The following is a 21141-nucleotide window of genomic DNA, read 5'->3' as shown; positions in this document are numbered from 1 at the left end:
GTGTCTCTGATCGCTTCTGACCACTTCCGCATCGTTGTCGGCCTCGGCAAGAGCGGCATGTCCCTGGTTCGCTTCCTGGCGAACCGGGGCACGTCGTTTGCCGTGGCAGACACGCGGGAAAATCCACCGGAACTGGCCACGCTCAAGCGTGACTATCCGCACGTGGAAGTGCGTTGTGGCGAGCTGGACGTCGAATTCCTGTGCCGCGCCGACGAGCTCTACGTGAGCCCCGGCCTGGCGCTGGCGACCCCGGCCCTGCAAGCCGCCGCGGCCCGTGGCGTGAAACTGTCCGGCGACATCGAGCTGTTCGCGCGTAACGCGCGGGCGCCGATCGTGGCCATCAGCGGTTCCAACGCGAAGAGCACCGTCACCACCCTGGTTGGCGAGATGGCGGCTGCGGCCGGCAAGCGCGTCGCCGTCGGCGGCAATCTCGGTACTCCGGCGCTGGATCTGCTCAGCGACGACGTTGAGCTGTACGTGATGGAGCTGTCGAGTTTCCAGCTGGAAACCACCGACCAGCTCAACGCTGAAGTGGCCACTGTGCTGAACATCAGCGAAGACCACATGGATCGCTACAGCGGCCTGCCGGCGTACCACCTGGCCAAGCACCGGATTTTCCGTGGCGCGAAGCAGTTCGTGGTCAACCGTCAGGATGCGCTGACCCGTCCGTTGATGGGCGAGGGCCAGCCGTGCTGGACCTTCGGTCTGACCAAACCGGATTTCAAAGCCTTCGGTATCCGCGAAGAAGACGGCGAGAAATACCTGGCCTTCGAATTCCAGAACCTGATGCCAGTGCGTGAATTGAAGATTCGCGGTGCACACAACCAGTCCAACGCCCTCGCGGCGCTGGCGCTCGGTCATGCCGTGGGTCTGCCGTTCGACGCCATGCTCTCGGCCCTGCGCACGTTTGCCGGCCTCGAACATCGCTGCCAGTGGGTACGTGATCTCGACGGCGTGGCGTATTACAACGATTCGAAAGCCACCAACGTCGGCGCCGCTCTGGCCGCCATCGAAGGCTTGGGCGCGGACATCGACGGCAAGGTCATCCTGATCGCCGGTGGCGATGGCAAGGGCGCCGAATTCAACGACTTGCGCGATCCAGTAGCGGCCAACTGCCGCGCCGTGATCCTGATGGGCCGTGACTCCGACAAGATCGGGGAGGCCATCGGTGATGCCGTGCCGCTGATTCGCGCGACCTCGCTGGTCGACGCCGTTGCGCAATGCCGCGCCGCCGCCCAGCCGGGTGATGTGGTGCTGCTGTCGCCGGCCTGCGCCAGTTTCGACATGTTCAAGAACTATGAAGACCGTGGTCACCAGTTCGTCCGCGCTGTGGAGGATCTGGCATGAGCCTGTTCAATATCATCAAGCCGTACCCGTCGCCGATCATTACCGGGCGCGGCATCGATCTCGACTTCCCGATGCTCGCCGGTTGCCTGGCGCTGCTTGGTCTCGGCCTGATCATGATTGCCTCGGCATCCACTGAGGTGGCAGCCGCGCAGTCGGGCAGTCCGCTGTATTACATGATCCGCCACCTTATTTATGTGGTGCTCGGATTGGGCGCGTGCATCGTCACCATGATGATTCCGATCGCTACCTGGCAACGCCTTGGCTGGCTGATGCTGATCGGTGCGTTCGGCTTGCTGGTGATGGTGATCATCCCGGGCATCGGTCGCGAAGTGAACGGCTCGATGCGCTGGATCGGTTTCAGCTTCTTCAACGTGCAGCCGTCCGAGATCGCCAAAGTATTCGTAGTGATCTACCTCGCCGGTTATCTGGTGCGGCGTCAGAAGGAAGTGCGCGAGAGCTGGATGGGCTTCTTCAAGCCGTTCATCGTGCTGCTGCCAATGGCAGGCCTGTTGCTGATGGAGCCGGACTTCGGTGCCACCGTCGTGATGATGGGCGCTGCGGCGGCCATGCTGTTCCTCGGCGGGGTCGGGCTGTTCCGCTTCTCGCTGATGGTGGTATTGGCGGTCGGGGCCGTGGTCTTGCTGATTCAAATGCAGCCGTATCGTATGGCGCGTCTGACCAACTTCGCCGACCCGTGGGCTGACCAGTTCGGCGCCGGCTATCAGTTGTCGCAAGCGTTGATCGCCTTCGGTCGCGGTGAATGGCTGGGCGTCGGTCTGGGCAACAGCGTGCAGAAGCAGTTCTACCTGCCGGAAGCGCACACCGACTTCGTGTTCTCGGTATTGGCTGAAGAACTCGGCGCGGTGGGTTCGCTGTGCACCGTCGCGCTGTTCGTGTTCGTGTGTATTCGCGGCATGTACATCGGCTTGTGGGCGGAGAAAGCCAAGCAGTTCTTCGCCGCGTATGTGGCTTACGGTCTGTCGTTCCTGTGGATTGGTCAGTTCCTGATCAACATCGGGGTGAACGTCGGCCTGCTGCCCACCAAGGGTCTGACCTTGCCGTTCCTCAGTTATGGCGGCAGCTCGTTGGTAATCTGCTGTGCCTGTCTCGGCTTGTTGCTGAGGATCGAGTGGGAGAGTCGAACCCACCTGGGCAGTGAAGAAATGGAATTCCATGAGAGCGACTTCGCTGAGGAGCCGAATCATGGGCGCTAACGTATTGATCATGGCCGGCGGCACCGGCGGCCACGTGTTCCCGGCGCTGGCCTGTGCCCGCGAGTTTCAGGCGCGCGGCTACACCGTGCACTGGCTCGGCACGCCACGCGGGATCGAGAACGAACTGGTGCCGGCCGCAGGGCTGGAACTGCACCGCATCAACGCCACCGGCCTGCGCGGCAAGGGCAAGCTGTCGCTGCTCAAGGCGCCGTTCATGCTGCTGAAATCGGTGTGGCAGGCGCGGGCAATCATCCGTCGCTTGAAACCGGTGTGTGTGGTCGGCTTCGGTGGTTATGTGACTGGTCCCGGTGGCCTTGCCGCGAAACTGGCTGGCGTGCCGGTGATCGTTCACGAGCAGAACGCCGTGGCCGGCACCGCCAATCGGTTGCTGGTGCCGTTCGCCGCCCGGGTGTGTGAAGCGTTCCCCGACACCTTTACTCTGTCGGACACCCGCCGTACCACCGGAAACCCGGTGCGCAGCGAGCTGTTCCTCGACACATCGCGACCTGCTCTGGCCGGTCGCAAAGCGCGTTTGCTGATCCTCGGCGGAAGCCTTGGCGCAGAACCGTTGAACAAGTTGCTGCCTGAAGCCCTGGCCCAAGTCGCTACCGATTTGCGCCCGGAAGTGTTCCATCAGGCCGGCAAAAACCACGATGAAGTGACTGCAGAGCGCTACCGCGCCGCCGGCGTCGATGCGCAGGTGCAGCCGTTCATCAAAGACATGGCCCAGGCCTATGGCTGGGCTGACCTGGTGGTGTGCCGCGCAGGCGCGTTGACCATCAGTGAGCTGGCTGCCGCCGGTCTGCCCTCGATGCTGGTGCCTTTGCCCCACGCGATCGACGATCACCAGACCCGCAACGCCGATTATTTGGCCCGTGAAGGCGCTGCCTTCCTGATGCCGCAAAGAACGACTGGTGCCGTGGACCTTGCCGCGCGCCTGACAGAGGTCTTGATGCAACCGCAACGACTCGAAGATATGGCCCAAGCGGCCCGCCGTCTGGCGAAACCCGATGCCACCCGTAGCGTGGTCGATACCTGTCTGGAGGTGGCCCATGGTTGAGAATCAGAAAGCCATGCCGCAACCGGAAATGCGCCGCATCCGTCGCATCCACTTCGTCGGCATCGGCGGCGTGGGCATGTGCGGCATTGCCGAAGTGTTGTTGAACCTGGGTTATGAAGTATCCGGTTCCGACCTGAAAGCTTCGCCGGTCACCGAGCGTCTGGAATCGTTCGGCGCACAGATCTATATCGGCCACCGTGCCGAGAACGCCGCGACCGCCGATGTGCTGGTGGTGTCGAGCGCTGTGAACACCTCCAACCCGGAAGTCGCGACTGCCCTTGAGCGTCGTATTCCAGTGGTGCCGCGTGCGGAAATGCTTGCTGAGCTGATGCGCTATCGCCACGGCATTGCCGTCGCCGGTACACACGGCAAAACCACCACCACCAGCCTGATCGCTTCGGTGTTCGCGGCGGGTGGTCTGGACCCGACCTTCGTGATTGGTGGTCGTCTGAATGCCGCGGGCACCAATGCCCAGCTCGGCACCAGTCGTTACCTGATCGCCGAAGCCGATGAGAGCGATGCGAGCTTCCTGCACCTGCAACCGCTGGTGGCCGTGGTCACCAACATCGACGCCGACCACATGGCGACCTATGACGGTGACTTCAACAAGCTGAAGAAAACCTTCGTCGAGTTTCTGCACAACCTGCCGTTCTACGGTTTGGCGGTGATGTGCCTGGACGATCCGGTCGTGCGTGAAATCCTCCCGCTGGTGAAGCGTCCGACCGTGACCTACGGCTTCAGCGAAGACGCTGACGTGCGCGCGATCAATGTTCGTCAGCAAGGCATGCAGACCTTCTTCACCGTGCTGCGTCCTGACCGCGAGCCGCTGGACGTGTCCGTGAACATGCCGGGCAACCACAACGTACTCAACTCGCTAGCGACCATCTGCATCGCCACCGACGAAGGTGTCAGCGATGAAGCCATCGTCCAGGGCCTGTCGGGCTTCCAGGGTGTTGGTCGACGCTTTCAGGTCTACGGCGAACTGCCGGTGGACGGCGGCAACGTGATGCTGGTCGATGACTACGGTCACCACCCGACTGAAGTCGCGGCTGTGATCAAAGCCGTACGCGGTGGCTGGCCGGAGCGCCGTCTGGTGATGGTGTATCAGCCGCACCGTTACAGCCGCACCCGCGACCTGTACGACGATTTCGTCAATGTCCTGGCCGACGCCAACGTGCTGCTGTTGATGGAAGTCTATCCGGCCGGCGAAGAGCCGATTCCGGGCGCCGACAGCCGCAAGCTGTGCAACAGCATCCGCCAGCGCGGTCAGCTCGACCCGATCTACATCGAGCGTGGCGTCGATCTGGCGCCGCTGGTCAAGCCGCTGCTGCGTGCTGGCGACATCCTGTTGTGTCAGGGCGCTGGTGATATCGGCGGTCTCGCGCCGAAGCTGTTGAAAAGTGAATTGTTCGCTGGCGCCGTGGCGGCGCCGGTCGAGGGGAAGTTGAAATGACTGCTGCCTACGCCAAGCTGTTTTCCACGATCGCGCCGAAAGACTTCGGCCGCGTCGCCGTGCTCTTCGGCGGCCTGAGTGCCGAGCGTGAGGTTTCGCTGAAATCCGGTAACGCCGTGCTCGAGGCGCTGCAAAGCGCTGGCGTGGACGCGTTCGGCATCGACGTTGGCGAGGACATTCTGCAACGTCTGCTCAGCGAAAAGATCGACCGCGCGTTCATCATTCTCCACGGCCGTGGCGGTGAAGACGGCTCCATGCAGGGCCTGCTCGAAGTGGCGGGCATTCCGTACACCGGCAGTGGCATTCTGGCTTCGGCACTGGCGATGGACAAACTGCGCACCAAGCAGGTCTGGCACAGCCTCGGGATTCCGACGCCGCGTCACGCCGTGCTGTGCAGCGAAGCCGATTGTATTTCGGCGGCGACGGAACTGGGCTTCCCTTTGATCGTCAAACCGGCGCATGAAGGTTCAAGTATCGGGATGGCCAAAGTGAGTTCTGCGTCCGAGTTGATCGACGCATGGAAAGCGGCCAGTACCTACGATTCGCAAGTCTTGGTTGAGCAATGGATTCAAGGTCCGGAGTTCACCATCGCCACCCTGCGTGACCAGGTGTTGCCTCCTATCGCCCTGGGTACACCGCACACGTTCTACGACTACGACGCCAAGTACATCGCCAACGATACCCAGTACCGCATTCCGTGCGGGCTGGATGCCGCCAAGGAACAGCAACTCATGGATCTCACGGCCAAGGCCTGTGAGGCGCTGGGTATTGCCGGTTGGGGCAGGGCGGACGTGATGCAGGACGCTGACGGGCAGTTCTGGTTTCTGGAAGTGAATACCGCTCCGGGCATGACCGATCACAGTCTGGTGCCGATGGCCGCGCGTGCGGCCGGTCTGGATTTCCAGCAACTGGTTCTGGCCATTCTGGCCGCCAGTGTTGAAGACGCTCGAGGTTAAGACGATGCAAGGCGCTCAGCTCCGACATCAGCCTCCCGCACCCGGCCGCAAGCCGGTGCCGCGGGGTGCCAGCCGCATGGTGGCGAAAGAGCCGATGTCCGCGCGCCTGCCGAAAGCCAATTTTGGTTTTCTGAAAAGTCTGTTCTGGCCGGTGCTGCTGGTCGCGCTGGGCTTTGGTACTTACGAAGGTGCAACGCGTCTGCTGCCGTACGCCGACCGGCCGATCACCAAGATCGCCGTGCAGGGCGACCTGAGCTACATCAGCCAGCAAGCGGTGCAGCAGCGGATCGCCCCGTTTGTGGCGTCGAGCTTCTTCACCATCGACCTGGCCGGCATGCGCACCGAGCTTGAGCAGATGCCATGGATCGCCCATGCCGAAGTACGTCGGGTATGGCCGGACCAAGTGGTGATCCGCCTCGAAGAGCAACTGCCGGTGGCGCGTTGGGGCGACGAGTCGTTACTGAACAACCAAGGCCAGGCATTTACGCCCAAGGAACTGGCGAACTACGAACACCTGCCACAGCTGTTCGGCCCACAGCGGGCCCAGCAGCAAGTGATGCAGCAGTATCAGGTGCTGAGCCAGATGCTGCGGCCGTTGGGCTTCTCGATCGCACGCCTGGAACTGCGTGAACGCGGAAGCTGGTTCCTGACCACCGGTGCCGGCAGTTCTGGCCCCGGCATCGAGTTGCTGCTGGGACGCGGCAACCTGGTGGAAAAGATGCGCCGCTTTATCGCCATCTATGACAAGACGCTTAAAGACCAGATTACGAACATTGCGCGCATCGATCTGCGCTACGCCAACGGCCTCGCTGTTGGCTGGCGGGAACCTGTAGCGCCGACGACAGCCCAACCCGCTGTCGCAAAGAATTAAGAAGAGGCAGGACCCATGGCAAACGTGCAAAGCGGCAAAATGATCGTCGGTCTCGATATCGGCACCTCCAAGGTGGTGGCGCTGGTCGGCGAGGTTTCCGACGACGGCTCGCTGGAAATCGTCGGGATCGGTACCCATCCGTCCCGTGGCCTGAAGAAGGGCGTGGTGGTGAACATCGAGTCCACCGTGCAATCGATCCAGCGCGCGATCGAAGAAGCCCAACTGATGGCGGGCTGCCGCATTCACTCGGCGTTCGTCGGCGTGGCGGGCAATCACATCCGCAGCCTGAACTCCCATGGCATCGTCGCGATCCGTGATCGTGAAGTCAGCTCGGCCGACCTTGAGCGCGTGCTCGATGCCGCCCAGGCCGTGGCGATCCCGGCTGACCAGCGCGTGCTGCACACCCTGCCGCAGGATTACGTGATCGATAACCAGGAAGGCGTTCGCGAGCCTCTGGGCATGTCCGGCGTGCGTCTGGAGGCCAAGGTTCACGTAGTCACCTGCGCGGTCAACGCTGCACAGAACATTGAAAAATGCGTGCGTCGCTGCGGTCTGGAAATCGACGACATCATTCTCGAGCAGCTGGCGTCCGCGTACTCGGTACTGACCGACGACGAGAAAGAACTGGGCGTGTGCCTGGTCGACATCGGCGGCGGCACCACCGACATCGCGATCTTCACTGAAGGCGCGATCCGCCACACCGCGGTGATCCCGATTGCCGGTGATCAGGTGACCAATGACATCGCCATGGCGTTGCGCACCCCGACCCAGTACGCGGAAGAAATCAAGATCCGTTACGCCTGCGCCCTGGCGAAACTGGCCGGTGCCGGTGAAACCATCAAGGTGCCAAGCGTTGGCGACCGTCCACCGCGCGAACTGTCGCGTCAGGCCCTGGCCGAAGTGGTCGAGCCGCGTTACGACGAACTGTTCACCCTGATCCAGGCCGAGCTGCGTCGCAGCGGCTATGAAGACCTGATCCCGGCCGGCATCGTCCTGACCGGCGGTACGTCGAAGATGGAAGGCGCCACTGAACTGGCCGAAGAAATCTTCCACATGCCGGTACGCCTCGGTGTGCCGCACGGTGTGAAAGGCCTGGATGACGTGGTGCGCAACCCGATTTATTCCACTGGCGTTGGCTTGTTGATGTACGGCCTGCAAAAGCAGTCCGACGGGGTTTCGTTCTCCGGCATCGGCAGCCGCGACAGCTACAGCAACGAAGAGCCACAGGCGCCGTTGCTGGACCGATTGAAGAAGTGGGTTCAAGGCAACTTTTAAGAGCAGTTCGAAGCGTCAAGCTTCGAGCGGCAAGCAGTAGCAGTAGATGCACCGCGACAAAAATGCAGTAGGCGAAAAAACTAGAGAATGTAAGGAGAGGGAAAATGTTCGAACTCGTAGACAACATCCCCGCAAGCCCGGTAATCAAAGTTATCGGTGTTGGCGGTGGCGGCGGCAACGCTGTCAATCACATGGTCAAGAGCAACATCGAAGGCGTTGAGTTCATCTGCGCCAACACTGATGCTCAAGCGCTGAAAAACATCGGCGCGCGTACCATTCTGCAACTGGGCACTGGCGTGACCAAAGGTCTGGGCGCCGGCGCCAACCCTGAAGTAGGTCGTCAGGCCGCTCTCGAAGACCGTGAGCGCATTGCCGAAGTCCTGCAGGGCACCAACATGGTGTTCATCACCACTGGCATGGGCGGCGGTACCGGTACCGGTGCTGCACCGATCATCGCCGAAGTGGCCAAGGAAATGGGCATTCTGACCGTTGCTGTCGTAACGCGTCCGTTCCCGTTCGAAGGCCGCAAGCGTATGCAGATCGCCGATGAAGGCATCCGCATGCTCTCGGAAAGCGTCGACTCGTTGATCACCATTCCCAACGAGAAGCTGCTGACCATCCTCGGTAAAGACGCAAGCCTCTTGTCGGCTTTCGCCAAGGCTGACGATGTACTGGCCGGTGCCGTTCGCGGTATCTCCGACATCATCAAGCGTCCGGGCATGATCAACGTCGACTTCGCTGACGTGCGCACCGTGATGAGCGAAATGGGCATGGCGATGATGGGCACTGGCTGCGCCAGCGGTCCGAACCGTGCACGTGAAGCCACTGAAGCGGCGATCCGCAACCCGTTGCTGGAAGACGTGAACCTGCAAGGCGCACGCGGCATCCTGGTGAACATCACCGCCGGTCCTGACCTGTCTCTGGGTGAGTACTCCGACGTGGGTAGCATCATCGAAGCCTTCGCTTCCGAGCACGCCATGGTCAAGGTCGGTACCGTTATCGATCCGGACATGCGCGACGAGCTGCACGTGACTGTGGTTGCCACCGGTCTGGGCGCGAAAATCGAGAAGCCTGTAAAGGTCATCGACAACACCGTTCACACCTCCATGGCTTCCGCCCAGGTGCAACAACCGGCTGCGGCCCGTCAGGAAGCGCCAGCGGTCAACTACCGTGATCTGGACCGTCCGACCGTCATGCGCAACCAGGCTCAGGCCGGTGCTGCGGCTGCCGCGAAGATGAATCCGCAAGATGATCTGGACTACCTGGACATCCCGGCTTTCCTGCGTCGTCAGGCCGATTGATGGAATGTATCAGGGCTATGAAGGTGATTGGTGTTCAGCAAAGGCATGGTCTGCTATCATCGCCAGCCTTTGTTGATACCAGTTCGCAATTTGCGCTGAAGCGGCCCAAGCCATGATTAAACAACGCACACTGAAAAATATTATCCGTGCCACAGGTGTAGGCCTGCACTCCGGTGAGAAGGTCTATCTGACCCTCAAGCCTGCGCCTGTCGACACTGGCATTGTGTTTTGTCGCGCTGACCTCGACCCTGTGGTGCAGATTCCTGCCCGCGCGGAAAACGTCGGTGAAACCACTATGTCGACGACGCTGATTAACGGCGACGTGAAAGTGGACACGGTAGAGCACTTGCTCTCGGCCATGGCTGGCCTGGGCATCGATAACGCCTACGTCGAGCTCTCCGCGTCCGAAGTCCCGATCATGGATGGCAGCGCTGGACCCTTCGTATTCCTGATTCAATCGGCAGGCCTGGAAGAACAGGACGCCGCCAAGAAATTCATCCGCATCCTGCGTGAAGTGACAGTGGAAGACGGCGACAAGCGCGCCACTTTCGTCCCTTTCGAAGGGTTCAAGGTGAGCTTCGAGATCGATTTCGATCACCCGGTATTCCGGGACCGCACCCAAAGTGCAAGCGTGGATTTTTCCAGCACTTCGTTCGTAAAAGAAGTCAGCCGCGCCCGTACCTTTGGTTTCATGAGTGATATCGAGTACCTGCGCAAGCACAACCTCGCACTCGGCGGCAGCGTTGAAAACGCAATCGTGGTCGATGCCGATGGCGTGTTGAACGAAGACGGCCTTCGCTATGAAGACGAATTCGTGAAGCACAAGATCCTCGATGCCATTGGCGACCTGTATCTGCTGGGTAACAGCCTGATTGGTGAGTTCAAGGGCTTCAAGTCCGGCCACGCACTGAACAACCAGCTGCTGCGCAAGTTGATTGAGCAGACAGATGCCTGGGAAGTGGTGACGTTCGAAGACGCCAGCACCGCACCAATCTCTTACATGCGCCCGGTTGCGGCAGTGTAAGTAAAAAACCTCTCTAGTTTTTTGAAGGCCATCCCCGGATGGCCTTTTTTTATGCCTGCAATTTCTCTAGTGGCTGATCCGGCCTCTTCGCGAGCAGGCTCGCTCCCACAGGGGAATGCATTTCAAATGTGGGAGCGAGCCTGCTCGCGAAGGCGTCGGTGCGATCGCCCCAGAACATTCAGGCAGCCACCACCACCCGATTACGCCCACCTTCCTTGGCCTGATACAACGCCTTGTCCGCCGCAAACAGCAACTGCTCCAGCGTCATCTCACTCGCCGCCGTCCATGTGGCGATGCCAATGCTCACCGTCATCGGCCGCTCGGCCCCGTCTACCAACGGCAACTGCTCCACCGATTGGCGAATATGCTCGGCAATCTGCTGCGCGCCATGACCGTCAGTCTCGGCGAGAATCACCGAAAACTCCTCTCCGCCATAACGCGCAACCAGATCCGCCGGTCGCCGCACATTTTCAGTGATGACACGGGCCAGCGTCTTCAGCGCCTGATCTCCAGCCTGATGTCCATGCCGGTCATTGAAGGCCTTGAAGTGATCGGCATCGATCATCATCACCGACATCGCTTTGCCCGAGCGCTGGGCGCGGAACCATTCGTGACGCAGTGCTTGATCGAGCATTCGCCGGTTGGCCACCCCCGTCAGTGCATCGGTGGCGGCCAGTTGCGCCAGCTCCCGCTCGGCCCGTTGACGCAAGCGCAACTCGCGGGCCAGCAGCCAGGTCAGCCACAGCAACCCCACGCACAACACCCCCGTGGCGCCGCTGATCAACAGGGCGGTACGACGCCACGTGCCGAACACCTCGTCGCTGGACAGCGCGACCATCACGATCAACGGCAGATTGCCAACCCGCGAATAGGTATAGAGACGTTGTTGATGGTCGATGCTCGAAACGCTGTTGAAACTGCCATTGCCACTCCTGTCGCGCAGTATCCGTATGACGTTGGGCCGGTTGCCGAAGCTTTTGCCGATGGAGTCGCTTTGCAAATAGGGCTTTTGCGCCAGCAGGACGCCGTCGTTGTCGATGATGTTCAACGTGCTGTCTTTACCGATGTCGAGGCTGTTGAACAACTGATCGAAGTAGTCGAGTTTCATCGACGCCACGGCCACACCGGCGAACTCACCGGTGTCCGAGGAAATCCGTCGGCTGAAGCTGATGCGCCATTGATTGGCTTCATCGCAGTCGCAACGGGTCTTGAACGGGCGGCTGATAAACATGCCGACATCGCGATTGAACGCGTGGGCGAGGAAATAATCGCGGTCGGCAAAGTTGCCCGGTTTCGGCTCGACCCGCGAAGAGTCGGCGACCACATCGCCGTGTTTGTCGAGCAACAGAATGTCGCCCTTGAAGCGCGCCGTGGTGGAGCGGTCGAACAGCGCCAGATGACGGATCTGCGGCGAGACATCCTGCAGGTCGTCGCGTTGCGCGGCGGCGATCAGGCCTTGCAGGGTCAAGTCGTACAACTCGACGGTGCGCAGCACATCGGCGTCGATCAGTTGCGCGATGGTGGTGGCGCTGCGGGTCGCCGATTCCTGAGCGTTGGCGTGCTCGCGGATCAGCAGGAACGTGACGATGCACAGAATCGCGATCACGGTCAGCGAACTGCCGCAGATCAGCAGCAGCTCGGGGCGTCCGGTCTTGCCCGCAACGGGTGGGGTACGGCTCGCGATCATGATTGGGCTGTCGGTTGGGGGGAAGTCTTATAAGAGTAGTTGCACAAACACTGCTGCCAAAACCAGAAACCATTCCCAATGTGGGAGCGAGCCTGCTCGCGAAAGCGCTGTGTCATTCAACCTGGATGTCGAATGGTAGACCGCTTTCGCGAGCAGGCTCGCTCCCACAGGGCGGGCATCACTGAATTCAAGACGGTGTTATGGCGCCGATCTTAGAAGACGTTGATCGGGTAGTCGATGATGACGCGGTATTCATCTGTATCCGAATCAATCACGCCGTAGCCGTTGCCGCCACGGTTGGTCGCCCATTGCAGGTGCACCGCCAGATCCTTGGCCTGACCGCTCTGCACCACGTACTGCAAGTCGAGATCGCGTTCCCAGTGTTTGGCGTTGCGGCCATCGGCGCTGTACCAATTGGAATAGCCTTTGCTGTCAGGGTCGACCTTGGTCAGATCCACAGTGCCGCGCGAGTAGGACACAGACGAGGTCAGCCCCGGTACGCCGACACCGGCGAAGTCGTAGGCGTATTTAAGCTTCCACGAGCGTTCGTTCGGGCCGTTGAAGTCGGAATACTGCTGTGAGTTATCCAGATAAACGCTGTCGCCCTGACTGATGTAGTCGAACGGCGTGTTGCCGTTGACCCGCTGATACGCGGCAGTAACGCTGTGATTACCGACGCCAACGGTGAAATGCACGCTGTAGGTGTTGTTGTCGATATTGCCCAGCAGCGCATCGCCGGTGTCTTGCGTGTGATAGAAATGCAGGCCCGGGTTGAGGCTGACCAGATCGTTCAACTGCCACGTGTAGTCGAGGTCGTAGTAGTACTGGTTCCAGATGTCCTTCAGCTCGGAAGCGTAGAGGCTGCTGGTCAGACCTTCGACGCCGCTCCAGGCCACACCGGCCCAGTTCAGGTGCTGGCTCTCGTCGCCATCGGCCAATGTCCCGTAGGAAGTGCCGATGCGCGTGTGGCCACTCTGGTTGTAAGGCTTGGTGAAACTGGCCTGGCCGCCTTCAATCAACCAGCCATCGAAGCTGTGGTTGGTCAGGCTCACACCCCGAAAGGTCTGCGGCAGCATGCGAGTTTCACCGCCGGCAATTACCGGGTTGGTGAGGAACAGATCACCGGCCTTCAATTCGGTATCGAACGCGCGCATTTTCAGCGTGCCACCTGCGGTGGAAAAAGCCCCCGGCGCTTTGCCGCCGCTCTCCCTGACCGGCAGGATGCTCGAACCGTCCGTGCCGCCACCGCCATCCAGCTTCAACCCGAGCATGGCGTGGGCATCAACGCCGAAACCGACCGTGCCTTCGGTGTAACCCGACTTGAAAATCCCGAGAAACCCCTGGCCCCACTCGATGTTGTCGTCCGCTTTCTGCAAGCGGTTGCGATTCATGTAGTAGTTGCGGGCGTTGAGGTTGAGGCTCGAACCCTCGACAAAGCCTTGTTTGGCAGGCTCGTCAGCGTGAGCGGCAGGGGCAATCGTTGCGGCAATTGCAATGAACAGCGGGGTGAAGCGGACTGGGTAACGCACGTGCAATGGAGCTCCTTGGGTCAACTGGCGCCTCTATATTTTGAGGCGCTCGATGTTTCTTGTTGTTACAGACGAACCAAACGGCTTTCAGACCACAACGAAAAAAGGCCGCTGAAAGGCAGCGGCCTGGAATGACGACGGTTGAACGGGAAGAGCCAAACAACCGCGTCGAGGGAAACGTTGGCGCGGTGCGCGGCTCAGCTGTCTGTCTCGCTTGCTTGAGTCTGGGAAGTGGAAGCCTGCGGGGCTTGCGAGGCGTCTTGCGCCTTGGCCATCACTTCGGCCTGATGCTGATCGAATGCCTGAGCGCGAGCGACATTATGCGCCACGAACGACTGCGATTCTTCAGCCATCGCCATCGGCGACAGGATCAATGAGGACAAAACGAACGCGCTGGCAATACCCATACTGTTGGACATCTTGAAAACCTTCTCGCTTGGCGAGTGCTGTTTGGTGCGGGCAAAGATAAGGTTGCCGGGCGTTGGGAAACAGCGTGATTTTCATAAATGACTGTTACAGCAGAAGCAAAAGTCACCCCCTCACCCCAGCCCTCTCCCCCAGGGGGGCGAGGGGGAAAGGGAGCAGATTGGGGGCTTTTCAGAATCTGAGTTCGGCTGGATATTTCAAGTCGGTGCAACTTGAGAGAACAACTCGGTCAGTCCCCTCTCCCTCCGGGAGAGGGTTAGGGTGAGGGGCTTTTCAGACCGGCAAATAAATTCCGAAGGTATTCATCCCCCGATCACTGCGCACAAACACATCCCCGCCATGCATCAGCGCAATCGCCTTGACGATCGCCAGCCCCAACCCATGGTTATTGCCACTGTTGCTACGCGACGCATCCACCCGATAAAAGCGCTCGAACAACCGTGGCAAATGCTCACTGGCAATCGGCGAGCCGGGGTTGGCCACACCAATACTCACCTGATGCTCTTCAACCTCAATCCGAACCTCAATCACCTGACCCGGCCCGGTGTGCTGCACCGCGTTGCTCAACAGATTGATCAACGCCCGACGCAGATGCGCGACCTCGATCTGCACCAGTGCATCCCCGCTGACCCGTACCTGAACCTGCGCATCTTCAAGAATGAAATCCAGATATTCCAGCGTCGTCGCCACCTCATCCGCCAGCGAAGTGGACGTGAGTTTGGTCGCCTTGTTGCCCTGATCGGCACTGGCCAGAAACAACATGTCATTGATGATTGAACGCAGCCGTTCCAGCTCTTCAAGATTGGATTGCAGCACCTCGAAATAGTGTTCGGCTGAGCGCCCGCGAGTCAGCGCCACCTGCGTCTGCCCGATCAGATTGGTCAGCGGCGAGCGCAACTCGTGGGCGACATCGGCGTTGAACGATTCCAGCCGCGAGTAGGCCTGCTCGACCCGTTCCAGCGTCGAGTTGAATGAGTCGACAAACTGCTCAAGCTCCGGTGGCAGCGGTGACAAACGCAAGCGCCCGGCGCGTAGTGGTGGCGCCAATCGCTGAGCCTCGTGGGACAGTTTGATCAACGGCTTCAAACCAATTCGGGCAACCCAATAACCCAGTGCAGAAGCCATCAGTACACCGACAATCGCCAGCCCGATCAGCGCGATCAGCAAATTGTGCTGAGTCTCATGAAACGTCTCGGTATCAATGCCGATCATGAAGCGCAGCGGCGGGCGCTGATCCTTGGCCGGCAGCTCGGTCAGCAACACTTTCAGCGGATAAGGATGGTCAGCCAACTGCAGGTCATGCATGCCCAACGGGCCTTGGGCGAAGGCGCGAATCGCGGCGTCCGGCTGACCATATTCGTAACCCGGGTCACCACTCACCACCCAGAAACGAATGCGTTTGTCCTCTTCGCCAAGCAGCTTCAACTTGGCGTTGATCTTCAGCCAATGCTCCGGCGTGCCGAAGCGATTGAGCGCGGATTCGAGCACGCTGTAACGCGCATCCAGCTCGGCTTCCGGCAGTAATCCCAGGCCTTTGTCGACCTGCTGATACAGCGCGCCGCCGATCAACAGAAACACCAGCAGCGCCACCAAGGTGAACATGCCGCTCAGGCGCAGGGCAATGGAATTACTGGACACCACGGCTCTCCAGCACATAACCCATGCCGCGAATGGTGTGCAGCAGTTTCTCGTCGAACGGCCCGTCGAGCTTGGCGCGCAGGCGTTTGATCGCGACTTCGACGACGTTGGCATCGCTGTCGAAATTGATGTCCCAGACCATCTCGGCAATCGCGGTTTTCGAAAGGATTTCACCTTGCCGGCGGGCCAACACGCTCAACAGCGAGAACTCCTTAGCGGTCAGATCCAAGCGCGTGCCGGCGCGAGTGGCCTTGCGGCTGATCAGATCTATCCACAGGTCGGCGATGCTCACTTGCACCGGTTCATGGCCGCCGCTGCGACGGGTCAACGCTTGCAAACGTGCGACCAGTTCAAGGAAGGAAAACGGTTTGCCGAGGTAATCGTCGGCACCGTCGCGCAGGCCTTTGATGCGATCTTCGACGCGCTCGCGGGCGGTGAGCATGATCACCGGGGTTTGCTTGCGCGCCCGTAACGCGCGCAGTACGCCGAAGCCATCGAGGCCCGGCAGCATGACGTCGAGGACGATCACCGCGTAGTCGCTTTCCAGCGCCAGATGCAGGCCTTCGACGCCGTCGCGGGCCAGATCCACGGTGTAACCCTGTTCCGTCAGACCGCGGTGCAGATAGTCCGCGGTTTTTTCCTCGTCTTCGATAATCAGAACGCGCATGACCCTGCCTCAGTCTGTGGTCGCCAATGCCGGCGAGGGCATCGGTTTGGGCCGGTGGAACAGCCGCTCAAGCCACAAGTATATGACTGGAGTGGTAAACAACGTCAGCATCTGGCTGACCAGCAAACCGCCGACCACCGCGATGCCCAGCGGTTGGCGCAGTTCGGCGCCGGTGCCGTAACCGAGCATCAGCGGCAGCGCGCCAAGCAGGGCGGCGAGGGTGGTCATGATGATCGGCCGGAACCGCGTGATGCATGCTTCGAAAATCGCATCCTGCGGCGACAGGCCTCGGTGGCGCTGCGCTTCGAGCGCGAAGTCGATCATCAGGATGCCGTTCTTCTTGACGATACCGATCAGCAACACCAGGCCGATCAAGGCCATGATCGAAAAGTCCTGACCGCAGATCCACAGCATGATCACCGCACCCAAACCCGCCGCCGGCAACGTCGAAATGATCGTCAGCGGATGTACGAAGCTTTCATAAAGCACGCCAAGAATGATGTACACCGCCACCAGTGCCGCGAGAATCAGCCACGGCTGACTGGCCAGCGAACTCTGGAACGCCTGCGCTGCACCCTGGAAATTGCCGCTGATCGCTGTCGGCATGCCGATCTCGGCCTTGGCCTGATTGAGCAGAATCACCGCATCACCCAACGCCACGCCGGGCGCCAGGTTGAACGACAGGTTGGCCGCCGGGAACATCCCGTCGTGGGCAATCGACAACGGGCCAATGGTCGGCGCGTCGAATTTGGCCAGCGCCGACAGCGGCACCATCTCGCCACTCAGTGGCGAACGCAGGTAGAAATAGTTGAGGCTTTCGGCCTTGCCGCGTTGTTTGGTGTCCAGCTCCAGAATCACGTTGTACTGATTGACCTGAGTCTGGAATTCGTTGATCTGCCGCTGGCCGAAGGCGTCGTACAACGCCTCGTCAACATCGCTGGCGGTCAGGCCGAAACGGGCGGCGGCGCTGCGGTCGATGCTGATATGGGTGATGCTGCCGCCCAGTTGCAGGTCGTTGGAAATGTCGCGGAACGCCGGGTTGCTGCGCAGTTTTTCGGTGAGGCGTTGCGTCCATGTGGCGAGGGTCGCGCCGTCGTTACTCTTCAGCACGTATTGGTACTGCGCACGGCTCGGGCCAGAGCTGAGGTTGATGTCTTGCCCTGCGCGCAGATAGAGAACGATGCCGGGGACTTTCATCAGCTGTGGGCGGATGCGGTCGATAAACTGGCTGGCGCTGACGTCGCGGTCGCCGCGTTTTTTCAGGGCGATCCAGAAGCGGCCGTTGGCGATGGTCTGGTTACTGCCGGAGACACCCACCGAGTGGGAAAACGCCTGCACCGCCGGGTCGGCGGCGACGATTTCGGCCATGGCCAAGTGTTTTTTCACCATGTCGCCGTAGGAAATATCCGCAGCTGCTTCAGTGGTGCCGAGGACGAAACCGGTGTCCTGCACCGGGAAGAAACCTTTGGGGATAAAGATGTAACCGCCGATGGCCAGCGCCAGCGACAGACCGAACACGCCAATCATCAATTTCTGATGGGCGAGGGCGCGACGCAGACCTTTCTCGTACCAGCCGAGCAAACGTTCGCTGAAGCCCGGTTTTGTGTGGGCGTGGTGCACCGGTTTGCGCATGAACAGCGCCGCCAGCGTCGGCGCGAGGGTCAGCGACACCACCACGGAAATCATGATGGTCGAGGTCGCGGTCAGGGCGAATTCCTTGAACAGTCGCCCGACCACCCCGCCCATGAACAGCAGCGGAATAAACGCCGCCACCAGCGAGAAACTGATCGAGACCACGGTGAAGCCAATCTCGCCGGCGCCCTTGATCGCCGCTTCGCGCATGTCGTCGCCGGCCTCCAGATGCCGGTGGATGTTCTCCACCACCACAATCGCATCGTCGACGACGAAGCCGACCGCGACGACGATTGCTACCAATGTCAGGTTGTTCAGGCTGAAACCGAGGAGGTACATCAGGGCGAAACTGGCGATCAGCGACACGCCGAGAACGGCCGAAACAATCAGGGTTGCCGACAATTGGCGCAAGAACAGCGCCATCACCGCGACCACCAGCAGGATCGCGATCAACAGGGTGATCTCGACTTCATGCAGCGAGGCACGAATGGTCTGCGTACGGTCGATCAAGGTTTTCACTTGCACCGAGGCTGGCAGCATCGCTTCGAGACCGGGCAGGGCGGCTTGAATGCGGTCGACGGTTTCGACAATGTTGGCGCCGGGCTGGCGCGAGATCACCAGGTTCACACCGGGTTGGTCACCGGCCCACGCTTGCACGTAGGCATCTTCCGAACCGTTGACGACTTTGGCGACATCGCGCAGGTGAACCGGGGCGCCATCCTTGTAGGAAACGATGAGCTGGCTGTAGTCCTCGGGATGGAACAACTGGTCGTTGGTCGACAGTGTGGAAATGCTCGATTCGCCGTACAACGCACCCTTGGCGAGGTTGAGGCTGGTCTGCTGGATCGCCAGTCGGATGTCGGCGAGGGTCAGGCCGATCGCCGCGAGTTTGTCGGCCGAGGCTTGTACGCGGATCGCCGGACGTTGCTGACCGGTGATGTTGATTTGGCCTACGCCGTCGATCTGGCTGATCTGACGCGAGAGCAGGGTTTCCACCAGGTCGCTGAGTTCGGTGCCGGGCATCTGCGTCGAGCTGACGCTGAGGATCAGCACCGGGCTGTCGGCCGGGTTGACCTTCTTCCACGTTGGCAGCGTCGGCATGTCCTTGGGCAGTTTGCCGGCGGCGGTGTTGATCGCCGCTTGGACTTCCTGGGCGGCGGTGTCGATGCTTTTATCGAGGGTGAACTGCAGGGTCAAAAGGCTGGAGCCCAAGGCACTGCTGGAGGTCATCTGGGTCATGCCGGGGATGGCGCTGAATTGCACCTCCAGCGGCGTGGCCACGGACGAGGCCATGGTGTCGGGGCTGGCGCCGGGCAACTGCGCGGAAACCTGAATCGTCGGAAATTCCGCTTCCGGCAGTGGGGCGATTGGCAGGCGCGGGAAGGCAATCGCGCCGACCAGCACCAGCGCGATGGTCAGCAGGATTGTCGCGACCGGGTGATCGATGCACCACGTGGAGACGCCTTTGTGCGCCTTCATGGTTTCGGCTCCGCTTGCACCACCTGCGCCGGTTCGGTCATGACTTGCACCGTGGAGCCCGGTTTAAGCCGCGACTGGCCATCGGTGACCAGCACGTCACCGGCCTTCACGCCTTTGATGATGTCCTGGCCGCTGCCTTGATAAACCATCTGCACTTGTACAGCTTCAACTTTGTCGCCATTCACCCGGTAAACGAAGTGTTGGTCGAGACCACGTTGTACGACGGTGGGCGGGACGACCAGCGCATCTTTGTCGAGGGCTGTCTGAATTTTTACCGTGACCAGCAGGCCGGGCCAGAGCTTCTGGCTGGCGTTGGCGAATTCGGCTTTGGCGCGGATGGTGCCGGTGTTGGCGTTGATCTGGTTGTCGATCAGGGTCAGGTGACCTTCGCCGAGCAGGTTGCCGGTTTCGCCATCGGTGTCGGCGCCGATGTAGGCCTTGACCTGCGCGCGTTGCGGATCGTTGATCAGGCCTTGCAGGGTCGGCAGCATTTGCTGCGGCAGGGAGAATTCGACGGCGATCGGGTCGATCTGGGTGACGGTGAACAGGCCGGCGGTGTCGGTCATGCGCAGGAAGTTGCCTTCGTCGACTGTGCGAATACCGACGCGGCCGGTGACCGGGGAGCGGATCTGCGTGTAGGAAAGCTGTACCTGCGCGGCGTCGATCGAAGCCTGGTTGCCTTGGGCGGTGGCTTTGAGTTGGTTGACCAAGGCTTGTTGCTGGTCGTAGGTCTGTTTCGAGATGCCGTCGTCGACGGTGAGCAGTTTGTAGCGTTTGAGGTTGACCAGGGCGACTTGCAGTTGCGCCTGGCTTTCGCCCAGTTGGGCGCGGGCCTGGTCGAGGCTGGCGCGGATGGAGCGGTCGTCGATGGTGGCCAGCAGGTCGCCTGTTTTGACGAGTTGGCCTTCTTTGACGAGGATTTTGGTGAGGATGCCGTCTATTTGTGGGCGCACTACGACGCTGTGTAATGAGAGTACGGAGCCGATGCCGCTGGTGTAGCGGGGGACGTCTTTTTCGCTGACCGCTATGACTCGCACCGGGATGGCGGTGGGGATGGCGAGTTTGGTCGGGGCGGGTTTCAGGGCGTACCACAGACCTGCGCCTGCGAGGACGATCAATAGGGTGGCGAGCAGGGCTTTGTTCTTTTGGATTCGCATGCGGGGTGGGCGCCGGAGGTTTGGAGTTTGGGCAGGTTGGGTAGTTATAAACTTGTTTGGGGGTCAGGAGGGTGACGGCTAGCTGTCGGCGCTGTCAGTTTCGTTGGGTACATATCCGTTGTTGCGGGTGTTGCTGATTACGGTTCCGCCCTTACGGCGGGTCACTTTTGACAAACGCCTCAAAAGTAACCAAAAACGCTTGCTCCTACGTACGGCCCGCTCGCTGGGGCTCGGGGTTCCTTCGCTCCGGGCTCGATCCGGGCGCAGCGTCTCCGGTTTGCTTCGCTGCACCTCCTCTCGCTGTGTTTGGCTTCGCCAAACGGTCGCTGCGCTCCCACGCCCGGATCAATCCCTCCACTCAGCCTTCCGACGTCGCCTTACAGATCAAGAGCTGCAGCCGAGCTAACGCTCATCCTGTTGAGTGG

Annotated in this window: 16 protein-coding genes; 9 read left to right on the top strand and 7 right to left on the bottom strand. The window is 60.7% G+C overall.

Annotated features, from left to right (window positions below):
- The 9 genes from murD to lpxC all read left to right on the top strand — a co-directional run bounded on the left by murD (window position 1) and on the right by lpxC (window position 10501).
- A complete protein-coding gene (murD, locus tag CCX46_RS25140; protein WP_127929710.1) occupies window positions 1–1347 on the top strand; it encodes a UDP-N-acetylmuramoyl-L-alanine--D-glutamate ligase in 1347 nt (448 codons plus the stop codon).
- Complete coding sequence (gene ftsW, locus CCX46_RS25135) at window positions 1344–2561, top strand: putative lipid II flippase FtsW (protein ID WP_016987575.1); 1218 nt, start codon at window positions 1344–1346, stop codon at window positions 2559–2561. The genes murD and ftsW overlap by 4 nt, the downstream gene beginning before the upstream one ends.
- A complete protein-coding gene (gene murG, locus CCX46_RS25130; RefSeq protein ID WP_127929709.1) occupies window positions 2551–3621 on the top strand; it encodes an undecaprenyldiphospho-muramoylpentapeptide beta-N-acetylglucosaminyltransferase in 1071 nt (356 codons plus the stop codon). The genes ftsW and murG overlap by 11 nt, the downstream gene beginning before the upstream one ends.
- Window positions 3614–5074, top strand: coding sequence for a UDP-N-acetylmuramate--L-alanine ligase (gene murC, locus CCX46_RS25125; protein ID WP_127929708.1), 1461 nt, complete (start codon window positions 3614–3616; stop codon window positions 5072–5074). The genes murG and murC overlap by 8 nt, the downstream gene beginning before the upstream one ends.
- Complete coding sequence (locus CCX46_RS25120; protein WP_127929707.1) at window positions 5071–6030, top strand: D-alanine--D-alanine ligase; 960 nt, start codon at window positions 5071–5073, stop codon at window positions 6028–6030. Before murC ends, CCX46_RS25120 begins: the two co-directional genes overlap by 4 nt.
- 4 nt (window positions 6031–6034) lie before the next feature.
- Window positions 6035–6901, top strand: coding sequence for a cell division protein FtsQ/DivIB (locus CCX46_RS25115; protein ID WP_127929706.1), 867 nt, complete (start codon window positions 6035–6037; stop codon window positions 6899–6901).
- Window positions 6902–6916: 15 nt separating this feature from the next.
- Window positions 6917–8176: a cell division protein FtsA gene (gene ftsA, locus CCX46_RS25110; protein WP_007916987.1), complete on the top strand. Its 1260-nt coding sequence runs from the start codon at window positions 6917–6919 to the stop codon at window positions 8174–8176.
- A gap of 104 nt (window positions 8177–8280) precedes the next feature.
- A complete protein-coding gene (gene ftsZ / locus CCX46_RS25105; RefSeq protein WP_007916986.1) occupies window positions 8281–9477 on the top strand; it encodes a cell division protein FtsZ in 1197 nt (398 codons plus the stop codon).
- A gap of 112 nt (window positions 9478–9589) precedes the next feature.
- A complete protein-coding gene (lpxC, locus tag CCX46_RS25100; protein ID WP_007916984.1) occupies window positions 9590–10501 on the top strand; it encodes a UDP-3-O-acyl-N-acetylglucosamine deacetylase in 912 nt (303 codons plus the stop codon).
- A gap of 178 nt (window positions 10502–10679) precedes the next feature.
- Here lpxC and CCX46_RS25095 read toward each other — a convergent pair whose 3' ends face one another.
- The 7 genes from CCX46_RS25095 to CCX46_RS25065 all read right to left on the bottom strand — a co-directional run bounded on the left by CCX46_RS25095 (window position 10680) and on the right by CCX46_RS25065 (window position 20716).
- Window positions 10680–12188 (bottom strand): sensor domain-containing diguanylate cyclase, encoded by a 1509-nt coding sequence (locus CCX46_RS25095; protein ID WP_127929705.1) that lies wholly within the window; start codon window positions 12186–12188, stop codon window positions 10680–10682.
- 212 nt (window positions 12189–12400) lie between these two features.
- Window positions 12401–13717 carry an OprD family porin gene (locus CCX46_RS25090; protein ID WP_127929704.1) on the bottom strand — a complete coding sequence of 439 codons (1317 nt, stop codon included), beginning with the start codon at window positions 13715–13717 and terminating at the stop codon, window positions 12401–12403.
- A gap of 197 nt (window positions 13718–13914) precedes the next feature.
- Window positions 13915–14136 carry a hypothetical protein gene (locus tag CCX46_RS25085; protein ID WP_127929703.1) on the bottom strand — a complete coding sequence of 74 codons (222 nt, stop codon included), beginning with the start codon at window positions 14134–14136 and terminating at the stop codon, window positions 13915–13917.
- 280 nt (window positions 14137–14416) lie between these two features.
- Window positions 14417–15781, bottom strand: coding sequence for a heavy metal sensor histidine kinase (locus tag CCX46_RS25080; protein WP_127929702.1), 1365 nt, complete (start codon window positions 15779–15781; stop codon window positions 14417–14419).
- Window positions 15771–16448, bottom strand: a complete 678-nt coding sequence (locus CCX46_RS25075) for a heavy metal response regulator transcription factor (RefSeq protein WP_007916978.1) — start codon at window positions 16446–16448, stop codon at window positions 15771–15773. Before CCX46_RS25075 ends, CCX46_RS25080 begins: the two co-directional genes overlap by 11 nt.
- Before the next feature lie 9 nt (window positions 16449–16457).
- Complete coding sequence (locus CCX46_RS25070; RefSeq protein WP_127929701.1) at window positions 16458–19559, bottom strand: multidrug efflux RND transporter permease subunit; 3102 nt, start codon at window positions 19557–19559, stop codon at window positions 16458–16460.
- Window positions 19556–20716 (bottom strand): efflux RND transporter periplasmic adaptor subunit, encoded by a 1161-nt coding sequence (locus CCX46_RS25065; RefSeq protein ID WP_127929700.1) that lies wholly within the window; start codon window positions 20714–20716, stop codon window positions 19556–19558. The genes CCX46_RS25070 and CCX46_RS25065 overlap by 4 nt, the downstream gene beginning before the upstream one ends.
- Window positions 20717–21141: the final 425 nt, after the last annotated feature.

This window comes from Pseudomonas sp. RU47, from assembly GCF_004011755.1.
Classification (GTDB): Bacteria; Pseudomonadota; Gammaproteobacteria; order Pseudomonadales; family Pseudomonadaceae; genus Aquipseudomonas.
The sequence above is the reverse complement of the archived record's forward strand: the minus strand, read 5'-3'. Positions and strand labels throughout refer to the sequence as shown.